Annotated in this window: 10 protein-coding genes; 4 read left to right on the top strand and 6 right to left on the bottom strand. The window is 47.0% G+C overall.

What is annotated here, in order from left to right; all coding sequences use genetic code 11:
• Positions 1 to 50 precede the first annotated feature (50 nt).
• Positions 51 to 992 (top strand): helix-turn-helix domain-containing protein, encoded by a 942-nt coding sequence (locus tag QFZ77_RS07835; RefSeq protein WP_307438235.1) that lies wholly within the window; start codon positions 51 to 53, stop codon positions 990 to 992.
• A 55-nt stretch (positions 993 to 1047) separates the two neighbouring features.
• On the opposite strand, the gene QFZ77_RS07830 is transcribed toward QFZ77_RS07835, so the two are convergent.
• From QFZ77_RS07830 to QFZ77_RS07820, 3 genes are all read right to left on the bottom strand, one after another.
• Positions 1048 to 1866, bottom strand: coding sequence for an SPL family radical SAM protein (locus tag QFZ77_RS07830; protein ID WP_307438234.1), 819 nt, complete (start codon positions 1864 to 1866; stop codon positions 1048 to 1050).
• A 369-nt stretch (positions 1867 to 2235) separates the two neighbouring features.
• Positions 2236 to 2865, bottom strand: a complete 630-nt coding sequence (locus tag QFZ77_RS07825) for a methylated-DNA--[protein]-cysteine S-methyltransferase (protein WP_307438232.1) — start codon at positions 2863 to 2865, stop codon at positions 2236 to 2238.
• A gap of 23 nt (positions 2866 to 2888) precedes the next feature.
• Complete coding sequence (locus QFZ77_RS07820; protein ID WP_307438230.1) at positions 2889 to 3431, bottom strand: bifunctional transcriptional activator/DNA repair enzyme AdaA; 543 nt, start codon at positions 3429 to 3431, stop codon at positions 2889 to 2891.
• A gap of 156 nt (positions 3432 to 3587) precedes the next feature.
• Between QFZ77_RS07820 and QFZ77_RS07815 the strand changes: the two genes are divergently transcribed.
• From QFZ77_RS07815 to QFZ77_RS07805, 3 genes are all read left to right on the top strand, one after another.
• The gene (locus QFZ77_RS07815) at positions 3588 to 4538 is read left to right on the top strand and encodes a DNA-3-methyladenine glycosylase family protein (RefSeq protein ID WP_307438229.1); all 951 of its coding nucleotides are present in this window, start codon (positions 3588 to 3590) and stop codon (positions 4536 to 4538) included.
• A gap of 144 nt (positions 4539 to 4682) precedes the next feature.
• Positions 4683 to 5144, top strand: a complete 462-nt coding sequence (locus tag QFZ77_RS07810) for a GNAT family N-acetyltransferase (RefSeq protein ID WP_307438228.1) — start codon at positions 4683 to 4685, stop codon at positions 5142 to 5144.
• Positions 5145 to 5366: 222 nt separating this feature from the next.
• Entirely contained in the window at positions 5367 to 5993 is a 627-nt protein-coding gene (locus QFZ77_RS07805; RefSeq protein ID WP_307438226.1) for a DedA family protein, read from the top strand.
• Between the two features lie 119 nt (positions 5994 to 6112).
• Here QFZ77_RS07805 and QFZ77_RS07800 read toward each other — a convergent pair whose 3' ends face one another.
• The 3 genes from QFZ77_RS07800 to QFZ77_RS07790 form a co-directional block, all read right to left on the bottom strand.
• A complete protein-coding gene (locus QFZ77_RS07800; protein WP_307438224.1) occupies positions 6113 to 7339 on the bottom strand; it encodes a multidrug effflux MFS transporter in 1227 nt (408 codons plus the stop codon).
• A gap of 158 nt (positions 7340 to 7497) precedes the next feature.
• Positions 7498 to 11070: an OmpL47-type beta-barrel domain-containing protein gene (locus QFZ77_RS07795; protein ID WP_307438222.1), complete on the bottom strand. Its 3573-nt coding sequence runs from the start codon at positions 11068 to 11070 to the stop codon at positions 7498 to 7500.
• Between the two features lie 545 nt (positions 11071 to 11615).
• A complete protein-coding gene (locus QFZ77_RS07790) occupies positions 11616 to 13247 on the bottom strand; it encodes a response regulator transcription factor (protein ID WP_307438220.1) in 1632 nt (543 codons plus the stop codon).
• Position 13248 lies beyond the last annotated feature (1 nt).

Raw genomic sequence — 13248 nt, 5'->3', positions numbered from 1 at the left:
CTTTTTACGTATTCAAAAATGTCTTTCATAGTAGTGAGGTATACATATCCATGGACCCTATACATAGCTCTAGCACCTTCACCGAGATTGTAAATGAAGAAGTCATTTATCAGAACCCATTGCTCTTTTTGAAAATTTGGGAAATGAGTTCTGACACCCAGCAGTACGGACCTCCTACTCCTTGGCGTTGGCATTCACATATGCAAGTTGAATTTCTTGTGGTCATTGAAGGTCAACTCGGCATCCAGACGAAGCACGATTATACGGTGATGGCGCCTGGGGATGTCATGGTCTTGGGCTCTTCCCAGCCTCATCGAACATATAAGCATTCAGCGGATGCCTTGCGACAGATTGTTTTCCAGATTGATCTAAAACAGCATTTTGATCTTAGCACCATGCCCTACCTGCACTGTTTCTCAGAGCTGACTCATCCACTTGAGCAATTTAATGAGCTGTTTAAAGGCAATACGGCCGTCAAGCAAGCTGCTTACAACCTCATCATGCAGATTTACGAAGAGTCGCAATCCCGCAAAATTGGGTACGAGTTAGCGATCAGTGCAGCGATCAAAAATCTCTTACTTTTAATGCTGCGCAATGACAACCGAGATTTCTCAGCTCTTGCCGAGGACTCCGGCATTTCTCGCGTGCGTCCGGCGCTAGATTTTATCGATGAGCATCTGAGCGAACGGATTTCGGTCGAAGACATGTGCAATGTGCTCAATTTGAGCTATCATTACTTTATTAAGTATTTCAAAAAGGTGATGGGGATATCCTTCGTCGATTACGTTAATTACAAGCGGATCAAAAAAGCCGAGCGTCTCCTTCTTACAGGCGACCTCAGCATTATGGAAGTAAGCTTTGAAGTAGGCATACTGAATATGGCGCAGTTCTACAAGTTGTTTAAGCGTCATAACCAATGCTCGCCCAAAGAATTTAAACAACGCATGCGCAGTCAATCCGGGCTGACGCCTCTGCTTGCGCAAGCGGACTAGCGCGCTTGCCTAGTAGCCTCCACGGGAAATCCCGCAGGAGGCTTTGTTATATCCATCAAGGCAGGAAACCTTGTTGGCTGACAAACACACGCTCCTGAGGAAAATGCCGCAGGAGCTGTTCGCGCACGCGCTCGTACGCATCCCGACTGTACCAGTCTGGCAGCTCCAGCGCGTCATAGATAGCGCGCACGCCGATGCGTTCCGTGCGCTTGCCCCCACTGCCATCGCCCATGAAGTAATCGTCGATGCACACCCGATCCACGATGCCCGCAAGCAGCTCGGCGAAATGCTCCGAGCTCGGCAGCGCTGGCGCTATCGTGGCCTGCACCGGAATGCCGCGAGCTGCGAGCTCGCGCAGTGCATTTAGCCGCGCCGGAATCGGCGGCGCGGACGGCGTGAACGCTCGGCGTATATCCTCGCGGTCGGTCTCGACCGTCATGCTGACTCTTACACGTTCGCCGAGCAGCTTTAATACATCCGCGTCCCGTGTCACGAGCGGGCTGCGGGTCTGAACGAACAAGAAGTCCGGCGGATTCGCGGACAGCACCTCAAGGAGCGAACGGGTGATTCGCTCCTTATGTTCGATCGGCTGGTAGGGATCCGTTGCCGATGACATGAAGATCGTAACCGGCCCTTTGCTCTTCGCTTTGGCCAGCTCCTTCGCTAGAAGCTCGGCCGCATTTTCTTTTACATCGACCCAACCGCCCCATAAATCGCTGCGGAATAATGCGACCGGCATCTGCCTCACGTAGCAGTAGGAACAGGCAAAAGCACAGCCGGTATAAGGGTTTAGCGTGTGTGTGTACCCCTTAAGAAAGCCGCTCGCTTTCGTGAGCAGCTGCTTCACCGTCTTCCGGTTTACGTCAACCTTCATAGACTCACCTCCATTTTCCCTTTCGGAGAACATATTTGGATATCATAAATATCGTATTAACTAATTTCATCTATTACATTGGATAAAATACAATACTCCAATAGAATCGATTATCAGTAACCCTAAATTAAAAATCTGATAAACAATCCTGCTCTAGATTGAGGTGTCTTAAATAAGGATCAATCGTCAACTATGCTTGGTTGAGGTTGCTGAATGAATGAATCCCTATTCGCCCGTTCCTCACGAGCTTAATGACTCTAAAATCAAATTTTGGAGTTTTGAATACCAGTTGTGAGAGACATATTGAATCAATCGGCAGTCTCCAAACTCCAATGGATTAGAGTTATATACAGCCACATCTGATCAGAGTCACAATCCTGCTCGCTCCAACAGCAGCAGCTTCTCCTTGTTCCGGAGTCCACCGCGATAGCCAGTTAGCGACCCATCCTTCCCCACAACGCGATGACACGGCACCACGATTAGCACGGGGTTAGCCCCAATGGCAGTGCCTACGGCCCTAACTGCACTTATTTTATCCAGCTCTTGGGCTACCTGTGAATAACTACACGTTTCCCCATGTGGAATCTCATGAAGCACACGCCACACCGACTGCTGAAACGTAGTACCACGAAGATCCAACGGCAATGTAAATGTCGTGCGTAGTCCTTTCAAGTACTCCTCTAATTGATGGATATAGGGCTGCAGCTTCTCTGTATCCTCTACCCAGTTAGGCTCAGGCAGCTGAGCACGAGCCCATTTCACTAATTCCAACCAAGCACCCTCATCTACACCACCTGTATGATCCGCCTCATGAAATTGCAAATAGCAAAGCCCCTCATCCGTTGCCGCCATTAAAAAGTTATTCTCCAGTAAACGAACAATTCCCCAAAAGATCGACTTGGTCGGTTTAGTTTGCATCTCTGACTTCGCCTGCTTGGTTTGCATCTCTGACTTCGCCTGCATGGTTTGCGACTCGGACTTCACCCGCACAGTTTGCATCTTCGAACCCTCCTCGGTTATGTTTAAATTAATTTTATTTGACGGAATTCCGTTGGCGAAAAACCGGTCTTTTTTTGAAACATCGTGGCAAAATGTGCCGCATTCGGAATCCCCACTTGAACACCAATCGCATTCACAGGAGCACTCGTCTCTAGAAGCAGCCGTTTGGCGGCTTCGATACGCACTTGTTGCAGATAGGTTAGAGGCGAGACGCCCTGCACGCGTTTGAAAGTCCTTTGGAGATGATACACGCTCGCATAAAAGTGATCTGCCAGGGTTGTCAGCGTCAGCGATTCGGCATAACGTTCTTCGATGTGAGCCGCCATAAGCGACACCCATTCTTCATCTGGCAGTCTCACGCCGTCTGGTCTGCACCTTTTGCAAGGACGGTAATTTTCCGAGAAAGCCGCTTGGCGGTTCCCAAAAATCCGGACATTCTCCTTCTTTGGCAGCCTTGATTTGCAGGACGGCCTGCAGAAGATCCCAGTTGTCGTCACCGCATAATAAAACGTACCATCATAAGCCGCATCATTCGCAACAATCGCTTTCCAAAACCGTTCTTGCATGACTACCGCTCCTCTCAGCTCCATCTCCCTACTAACTTCAGTATAACCAAACTATGCTGCTCTTGTAAGGGAAGGAAGATGAGAAAGCAAGATTACGAAAGCCGCTATCAGTGATAATAGAGGAAGAAACTTTATCAGATAAGAGGAGAATTTAACATGCCACATCTTCAACCCTTTGACCCTTCTATCCTAAAATGGTGCGAACAGACGAGCTCTCTCATACTTCCGCTTCCCGATCCTTTTCGTTATGAGCAAAATCTCGGTTACCTATCCCGATCAACCAATGAGTGCCTATTCCATGTGGATAACTTAGCTATTTACAAGCTTGTTCAGGTTGGGGATAATCACGTGCTAATCGCTGTCAACAGTGAGGATAATTCCCGGCTGCGCATTCAACTACTCCATAGTACCGACGGTACCCTCACCCCCTCCCTTCGTGAAGACGTGGCTCGTTATGTGTGGGAATGGTTTGACCTCGGCACCGAACTTACACCGTTCTACGAGTTAGCCAAGGGTGATCCGCTGCTGAAGCAAGTCACACAGGACTTTTATGGGCTGCGCCTGATGGGGATTCCAGATCTATTCGAGGCGATGAGCTGGGGCATTATCGGACAGCAAATCAACCTGACTTTTGCCTATACGCTCAAAAGACGTCTTGTTGAAGCCTTCGGCACACAGCTAGACTGGGAAGGACGGACGTACTGGGCATTTCCTACACCAGAGCGAATCACCGAGCTCACACCTGATGCCTTGACTGCTTTACAGTTCACGGGTAAAAAGGCTGAATACTTAATTGGCGTTGCCAAGTTGATGGCCGAGAGGCTGCTTGTTAAAGAGGAGCTGCTGAGTCGGAACGATTTTGCCGATATGGAGAAAGAGCTGTTAAATATTCGCGGTATCGGTCCGTGGACGGCCAATTATGTACTGATGCGCTGCTTGCGGAACCCCGCTGCTTTCCCTCTTGCCGACGTTGGTTTGCACAATGCTCTGAAGCATGTGCTTGGTTTAGAACAGAAACCGACTCTTCCTCATATTCGACAGCTTGCTGAAGGATGGAGTGGTTGGGAAGCTTACGCAACTTTTTACTTATGGCGTGTTTTGTATTGATATCTCTTAATTAATGTAATGTACATGTTATGTTTTACTCGCATTTATTTGTTTTTCTATGATTTCATATAAAAAAACGTGATTTGTTATCAACCATGCGTTAGTTTATATTACATTTATAGCAAAACAAAGAGGAGAGATTCTATGATACAAATTCGACGCTATTCTACGCTAGATCATGACGATGTTTGGAGAATTCATTTATTAGTCATCTCGGAAGCGAAAGTAGAACCTACTCATCAGCACTATCACGATATCCTACATATTGATGAGCAATATTTGCAATCAGGCGGGGAATTTCTGGTAGGTACAGGTGAGAATGGCACCGTTTTTGCCATGGGAGGTTTAAAAATCCTCGATAACAACAAGGCCGAAATCAAACGATTACGCGTACATCCCAGCTTTCAGCAAAAAGGCTATGGTCAAATGCTCTTAGACCGTTTGGAGCAAAGAGCCAAAGAACTCGGTATGAAGCAGCTAATTTTAGATACACTATCCAATCAAATCGGCGCTCAGAAGCTTTTTGAGAAAAACGGTTATATTTTGCAAGGCCCTGCCGTTATTGATGGTTTCAATGTGATTCTTTATCAAAAAGAAATCGCCTAATGCGAGAAAAAGGTTGCTCCCTTCGGTCTTTTATGATCGAAAGCGGCAACCTTTATTTATTGTTATGGTTTTATCTATCGTCTCTCTAAACATCGATAACTAGACTTAGGTCTTGGTCAAAACTTGACTTTCAAACGGTTCGTGGCTTTACTTGAAGTAGTATACTAAAGCAAACATCTATTACTAATATTCTCTTTCTCGGTTACAAGGAGTGCATATGTCATGAAGTTTATGGGACTAATTGAACAATTATTTGCACAATATGGCTATTGGGTATTGTTGATCGGTCTGCCATTGGACGCTATTGCGCTTCCAATTCCTCCAGGAAATACGACGATGACGTATACGGGTTTTTTAGTTTATAAAGGGGTGCTTCATTGGTTCTTAGCCATGGTTGCGGCCTGGGTCGGAACTATAATAGGCATGACGATTACCTATTGGATCGGATATAAACTGGGCACGCCTCTGATTGAACGTTATGGAAAACTTCTGTTTTTGAAACCTGCACATCTTCAGAAATCTAGAGAATATTACGCAAAGTACGGAAACAAATTGCTGCTTTTCAGTTATTTCATACCGGGAATCAGGCAATTTATCTTTTATTTTGTAGGCATCATCCGCGTTCCATACCGAATTTTTGCTTTATTCGCCTTCACAGGCTCAGCTTTATGGGTGGTTGTATTTTTCGGAATCGGATACCTTTTCGGTGATCAGTGGCTTATCATTTTTATGTGGGTTGAAAAGTTTTTGATTTACACCTTGATTGGGTTGTGTATTGCGGTGGCTCTTTTTCTCCTTCTCAAATGGCGTAATCGTTTGAAAACAGGGCTGCACAAGCCTCAACGATGAAACGGCCTGAAGAAAAGTAATATTTCACCTTCTATGTCAAACAGAATTCCCCTATGTATATGAAAAGGTTGCCCCTCCGGTCTTAGTAAGATCGAAAGAGGCAACCTTTATTTAATTTTCTAGTGTGCCGCTGCCTTTTTACGGGTAAGTAAAATAAAACATAGGATCGCTCCTATTTCCATCACGGCTATGATGATGCCTAATGGAATCGCGGTTTGGCTCCCGCTAATACCGACCAACGGAGCAACTAGGCCTCCTATGATAAAAGAAAGCAAACCTAACAATGCTGCGGCGCTGCCCGCTGTTTTCCCTTGATTTTGAAGAGCTAGGGAGGAAGTAGCTACAGAGACAGGTCCTACGCTAGAAACGATAAAGAAAAAAGCCGCCAAAATCGCATATAACCCTGCCCCGATAAGGGTAGAAATGAACAGTAACAAGCCGCCGAAAGCGGCAATGGCAAGCCCACCTGCTAGTAATCGATAATTGCTTACTTTGCCTGCTAGCTTGCCTGTGATTTGACCGGCTATGATAACACCCAGACCGTTAATCGCGAAGCAAAGACTGAACATTTGCGGGGAAACGCCGAAAATATCCTGCAGCACGAACGGGGAACCCGATATATAGGCGAACATGCCGGCAAAAACGAGCCCTTGCGTTAACGTATAGCCCATGAACATACGGTCTGTGAGCAGGCCGCCAAACGTTCGCAACGTATTGGTGAGACCGCCTTTGGAACGACGCTCTGGCGGGTGTGTTTCCTTCAAGCTGAGCACAGTAGCAAAGAGCATAACCACCCCGATCAAGCTTAAAACAAGGAATACGCCACGCCACGAGGTGAACTGCAAAATTTGACCACCTACGATGGGAGCAAGTATAGGCGCAGCCCCATTGACCAACATTAAAAGTGCAAAAAATTTCGTCAGCTCCACACCTTCATACATATCACGAACAATCGCACGAGAGATGACGATGCCAGCTGCGCCAGCCATGCCTTGAACGAAACGCAGACCCAGAAATACCCATATCGTTGGCGAGAACATGCATAGGACCGAGGAAATCGCATAAATAACGAGCCCGATCAGCAGTGGCATTCGCCTTCCGCGCACATCGCTCACCGAACCGGCGATGAGCTGGCCGATCGATAGGCCGAGCATGCAGGCAGTTAAACTCATTTGTGCCAGCGAGGTCGTGGTATGAAGATCATTCGCGAGCACAGGCAGCGCGGGTAAGTACATATCGAGCGAGAGCGGACCGAAAGAGGCCAGTGAACCGAGCACGAGCACAATCCATAAACGGTTTGAACGACTTACAGTTAGTCTCGCTTGGGAAGCAATAGGATTGGACATCACGTATCACAAACTTTCATTCGTAGTAAATTTACGCTACCATCGAGATGTGGTTTTGTCTAGTAGGTAACTTTTACAAAGCTGAAAACCAGACAAAAAAAGAACCTCCAACAACTCCAGCTGGAGTCGTTAAAGGCCCTTTTCCAGAACGTCATCTCTTACTTCGTTACTTTCACCGTAATCTTCTCGCTCGAGGTAATGCCACCCGCATTGACCAATTCGCTGCGGTACTCATACACGCCAATGGCTCTGCCGGCAATCGTCGACACAGCGCTTTGAGCACTTGGAGAAGCTGCGTTCAAGCTCTTAGTTTCGATCAAGATGCCATTTTCGAATAGGCGATACTCGGTAGCGTTGGTGCCCCACCACATGTTCATTGTCACCTTGTAGTTGCCATCTCCATCCCAATTATCTTGAGATAGTACCGGTTTTCCTGGCGATGCGTCTGTAATCTTGACCACAAGTGGGCTGCTGGCTGTTGTTCCGAAAGAATTAATAAGTTCACTTGTATAGGTGTAAGTGCCGTTCGCTTTGTCTTTAACATCTACTTTAGCCACTTGCGCAGCTGGAGACGCGTCTGTCAATGTTTGCGTACTAATGAGTACGCCATTTTCGTACAGCTTGAACAGGAAGCCGTTATTCCCCCACCACATGTTCATTGTGACTGTATAGTTACCATCTTTTAATCCAGTTGCATGACCACTGTTATCTGATAAAACTGGCTTACCTGGCACTCCAACCGATAACGGCTTCACAACCGTAATAGTCACAGCGTTGGTTTGTACTGTTTTTCCATTCAGTGTGACAGCAGCTGTAATTTGTGCAGATCCTTCTGCCAAAGCGCCAACTTTACCTGCTGCATCTACAGTAACTACCGCTCCATTGCTTGTGTTGTAGGCAACTACAGCACCACTAAGATCAGCAGGCGCTCCGTTGCTTAATGTACCAGTAAGATGAGTAGCCGTGGTTTCACCCGGTTTCAGAGACACCGCGTCAGCAGCTAGGGTAGCTTGACTGAACGTAACACTCGCACTCACGTTGAAGGTTTGTGTCGATTGCACCAAATTGCCCGCAACATCCACTACACTGTATTGCACCGTATGTGCACCTAATGCTAGACTTCCCGCAGCAATGGTTTGACCGCTGTTAATCACAGCGCCATCCAAAGTCAACGTCTGTGCAGCCACACCAGAGTGTGCATCTGTACTGTTCAAATCAAATCTCAGCGCATCCGCATCTGTCACATCCGTCACAGTGTGGCCGGACTCCGTCAAAACAGCAACAGGCGCTGTTTTATCTAATTTCACTTGCAAAGATTTCGCCGCTTCCACATTCCCTGCGGCATCTGTAGAGAAATATCCGATCATATTCGTACCTTCGTTTTGAATGACAATGGATGCAACGTAAGCAGCTGCTGTCCCACCATTGATACTGTATTCGGTCCCCACCGAACCAGCTGATTCATCCATAGCCGTTAAGGTAATCGTCACATCTTCTTTAAACCAGCCCTCGCTATTTGGAGCACCCGACAATGCCGCCGTCGTCACAGGTGCCACTGTGTCAGCCACTACGGTGAAATCGCCCGAACCTCTTGGTTTCAACTGGAATACACCTTTGAAAATGGCAGCCACACCTTTGATATTCACGGTTTGACCTGCCTGGTATGGGAACGTACTTTGTGTTAATCCAGTACGTGCATCAACCCGAACATGATTGCTTACCGCTCCGCTAACCGCATCAAATTCAAAAGAACCAGTCGGTGAAGCGCTGATGATATTGCTAATCGTCACATTGCTAAGCTCAACCAATTGACCTTGATTCTCGTAAGTTACAGCTGTTACAACCACAGGTGTAGGTACAACAGCGACCCCTGTTTTGGCAATTTCCACCGGATCCGTCAACTCAAGCTCTGTGTTAAATAGCGCTGTCGAAGCAGTTACCTTCACGGTATCTCCAAGATGGAATCCACTCAAGCTCTGGAACACATACAGACCGCCGGTAGCATCCTGCAAGTAAAAAGATTGTCCGCCAAAAGATCCTGGCTCCGTAATTACAACGCCTTCCACTGTCACCAGTGTTCCTGCAGCTTTCCCCCGTGCTTCAGCGACGGTGATCTTCGCCGGAATCGGATTCTGCTCTTCCGGTAACGGTTCAGCCGGAACGTTGCCAAGTGTAACGGCTTCGGTCTTCAGGTTCGTTCCGTTTTGACGCAGCCTCAAGTTGGCCGCAGCTGTCGTTCCCGGCTTAATTCGAACCTTCAAATCTTTTGAAGCATGTCCGTTAATATCTGAGGTCACGCTAAACGTGGAGCTGTACCCGTATGCAGCAGGCCATGTGCCGTCTGAATTTTGAATCATGGCAATTTGAGCGCCCCCGCTAACCAAATAAATACCCACACTGAACCCCGCTACAGTCGTAGACGCAGGAAGGTTATCCACAACTACCCGTACTGGGAAGTCCACTGCATTGGGTAGTGTTGCTTGATGCACAAAGCTGTAAGCTGCGCTAGCTGTTGCCGTAGGTCCGCCGTATGAGCCCGGTTTAAATGTGCTGCGGTCATACCATTTGTAGCCTGCGTTTGGCGCAGCCCAAGGCTCTGGCTGTGGTTCCGTTGACGCAGCCGGATCTTCAAAAGGCAGCAGCGCTGTCGGTTGATCCAACTGTAAGCCGCTAACCTGAGATAAGCTTGTATAGCTTTCTTTCTTCGAGAGCCAGTTCACCATATTTACAAGCAGCACACCATCATTCTGCTCTTTAAAACCGTCATAGGTCGTCTTCTTCGCACCTGTATCCTCGCGGACATATTTCGGTGTCGCATCTTCAACCGGTGAGGAATCGCCGATAAATCCAGCCTTTCCTGCACCCGCTTTAGCAACAGCCACATAAGGACCTTCGGCAATACCGCCTCCGTTATATACACCTTGATCAACTGCATTTGCCCAAGCATCACTCGTTTGCGGCAGGTACACAATCCCCTTCGCCTTCGTCGGGTCGAGAATGGCTAATGTTGAACCCGCATGCATAGCCACTGTCGAAACGCCGCTGGTAATCCCGAAAGCTTGCTCTGGCGCAACAATTTGATTCGCCGTAATATCACCCAAAGCATTATAGCGGAAACGCAAACCGAACTGCGTGGCCAACCAATCCGAACTAGCTACATCCTGCATGGATGACGAAGCGCTCTCCTCTGCGTTCATGCCGCTAGCTGGGTTCGTCCATGCGCCTCTGCGGTAGCCATTGAATACTTCCGAACCGTCCCAACGGTTCTTGTTACGGTCTGCATTGTAGTGATCTCCGATGAAGAAGATACTGCCGCCTCCCTGCACATATTGCTCCAACGCAGCCTGCTCACTCGTCTTATAGGGAACATTCGATTCTGCAACGACGAATACATCGTAACCGCTCAAGTCACTCAAAGTAATTGGTGTCGTTTTGCGCAGCTCTTTTACATAATAACCATTATTCGCTAAAGCATTGGCGAAATCGGAGAAAGCGCCATCAATAACCCAATCAGCCGCTCCAGCGGTTTGTTCATGCGTATTGTCGAAAAGCACCTTCTTGCCTGCGTTTTCATTCACAACTTTGGCTTCAATGAATGGAGCCGGATCACTCGGTCCTTCCGCCATAACAGCTTGCCAGCTGCTTGTGGCCAACACTTGAAACGGCAACGCGATTGTTAAGGCGAGTGTTGTTTTAAAAAGTTTTGCTTTCCATCCTGGTAGCCTACTCATTACAATTCCTCCTTAGCATTTGCTGAGTCAAAACATTTCTTCATAAGCCGAGGCTTTATGGACAGACAAGCCCAATAATACTTCTAAATTTTACCATGATTTAAAAGAGAAAAGTGATATTTTTTTGTAAAGATAAGGAAGTTTGTGCAGATGTACAATCGTTTAATAAGCTACCTATGCGAACTTCACTATCACTCGAGCTTGATTGTTCATGAATATCATTTTAGTTGACTTGCAATCGCTTTCGGGCATTCCCTAAAATTGAAAAGACAGCTGAACGGCAGGTTATACCTGCCTGCCCAACTGTCCTCATTTTTTGTATGCCTCTGCTTTTTTTAAGCAAATTATGGGCAAGGAAAGTCACCCGACCTTTAGTTAACGGAACGACGATCCGTTATTTCGGAAAATATGCGCTATTACAGCATTGTGAACGATTCGGAGGCAAAAAATGCGAAATAGCGCGTCTACGTTCCACTTCCCCATGATTTCGGGTGTTTTCCATCCAAATAGCATCGACATCCCTCAAGAAATTCTGGTTACAACAGTTAAGACGGCTGATTCGCTTTCGTTTGTCCTCGGTAAGCATTCGGCACAAACCCCGTATGCGCTTTGAACAACTTACCGAAATAATTCTTATTCTCGTAGCCTAACGAATCGGAAATTTGTTCGATGCTCTTGTCTGTGATTTCCAAGAGCTCCTTCGCTTTCTCCATCTTCAGCCGTGTGACGTATTCAATGAAATTCTCCCCGGTTTCCCGTTTGAACAATCGGCTTAAATAGCTTGGATGCAGATGCAGATGAGTGGCAGCATCTTCGAGGGAAATTTTCATATGTAGATGATTGTATACAAAACGTTGACACTCTAGAATTTCACGGTTGTGAGACTCGTGATACACCTGACCTGCCCATTGAATGGCCTGCTGAAGGTAGTCTTTGAGCCACAGCTCAAACTCACGAATTGATGATAATTCATGAACATCATGATGCAAGAGCTCCGAAGAAAAGGTTGACTGATAATGCTGAAGCGACTTGAGCCGCATCCGCACGTCGAGAATCATCTTCAGCAGCCATTCCTTTACTTCCATCGGGCGAAATCGGTTATATTGGATAAAATCTATCCACTTCGAGACAAACACGTCGATCATATCCAATCGCTCATCGAAAACGACACTCCGAAACTCATCTAGTGCTTCAGAGTACTGCGCTAACAGCAACCCTCCGTCCCCGAATCCATCTCTGACATGACCCAATTTAATAATAGATGACTCCGGCAAATAAAATCGTAGATTCTTCCCTTCGACCATACGAATCAATTGATCTTTCAAAGATCGCGCATCTTTGACTGGGCTTCCCGTTAGAAAGGTGAAGGATAGCTTCGAGTATTGCTGCAAGCTGCTTTGCAGTTGCTTTAATGTCTGCTCCACCTTCTGGCTGTTGTTGACGTGAAGCTCCGAGTAATGAGGAAACAACAAAACAAATTCTCCTGTATCGTAAGTGAAAAGTGCTGTCTCCTTCTGATCGACAAGCAGCTCTTCAACAATATTCTGGATGGTATATTCAAACAGATCCTTGGATTGAAAACGATTATCCGCCTCCTTCACACGATTCGCATAACCAAAGACCGGAAGTACGCCTTGTTTTCCAAGTCGAATACCGAATCCTTCAGCTTTCAAAGTCCACTCTTCAGCATCAAATAAGGGCTCATTCACCGTACTGCGGATAAATTGACGCTTAGACGCTCCGCGGTGTTGATAAGCCTCTTTCTCGAGCTTGCGACTCTTCGACAATACTTGGACCTCCGCGTCCAATTGTTCCTTCAGCCTTCCCAGCAACTCGGAAATGTTGCCAACGTTCATCGTTTCCTTCAAGATATATTCGCTCACCGATAGCTTCATCGCTGTTTGCGCAAAGTGAAAATCATCGTGACAAGATAATATGACGGCCTTCACGTGAGGATGAGCCTCACGAAGATGCCCAATGAGCTCCAGTCCATTCATGCCAGGCATGCCAATATCGCTGATAAGCACATCCGTCTTTTCCTGGCGTCCTGCTTCGAGCGCATCTAGTGGATTCTCGTAAGCGCCTGTCAACGTATACCCTAATTCTGCCCACTTAATTGAAGTCTTCAGAAACTCAAGCACAGGTAAATCATCATCCACAATCATAACGGAGTACATG

This window comes from Paenibacillus sp. V4I3 (genome assembly GCF_030817215.1).
GTDB lineage: Bacteria > Bacillota > Bacilli > Paenibacillales > NBRC-103111 > Paenibacillus_E.
Note: the sequence above shows the minus strand (reverse complement) of the source record. Positions and strands in the feature narration are given on the sequence as shown.

Excerpts from the sequence above, each read along its gene's own strand:
- QFZ77_RS07835 (WP_307438235.1), top strand. The coding sequence starts at position 51 with ATGGACCCTATACATAGCTCTAGCACCTTCACCGAGATTGTAAATGAA.
- QFZ77_RS07830 (WP_307438234.1), bottom strand. The coding sequence starts at position 1,866 with ATGAAGGTTGACGTAAACCGGAAGACGGTGAAGCAGCTGCTCACGAAA.
- QFZ77_RS07825 (WP_307438232.1), bottom strand. The coding sequence starts at position 2,865 with ATGCAAACTGTGCGGGTGAAGTCCGAGTCGCAAACCATGCAGGCGAAG.
- QFZ77_RS07820 (WP_307438230.1), bottom strand. The coding sequence starts at position 3,431 with ATGCAAGAACGGTTTTGGAAAGCGATTGTTGCGAATGATGCGGCTTAT.
- QFZ77_RS07815 (WP_307438229.1), top strand. The coding sequence starts at position 3,588 with ATGCCACATCTTCAACCCTTTGACCCTTCTATCCTAAAATGGTGCGAA.
- QFZ77_RS07810 (WP_307438228.1), top strand. The coding sequence starts at position 4,683 with ATGATACAAATTCGACGCTATTCTACGCTAGATCATGACGATGTTTGG.
- QFZ77_RS07805 (WP_307438226.1), top strand. The coding sequence starts at position 5,367 with ATGAAGTTTATGGGACTAATTGAACAATTATTTGCACAATATGGCTAT.
- QFZ77_RS07800 (WP_307438224.1), bottom strand. The coding sequence starts at position 7,339 with ATGTCCAATCCTATTGCTTCCCAAGCGAGACTAACTGTAAGTCGTTCA.
- QFZ77_RS07795 (WP_307438222.1), bottom strand. The coding sequence starts at position 11,070 with ATGAGTAGGCTACCAGGATGGAAAGCAAAACTTTTTAAAACAACACTC.
- QFZ77_RS07790 (WP_307438220.1), bottom strand. The coding sequence starts at position 13,247 with ATGTACTCCGTTATGATTGTGGATGATGATTTACCTGTGCTTGAGTTT.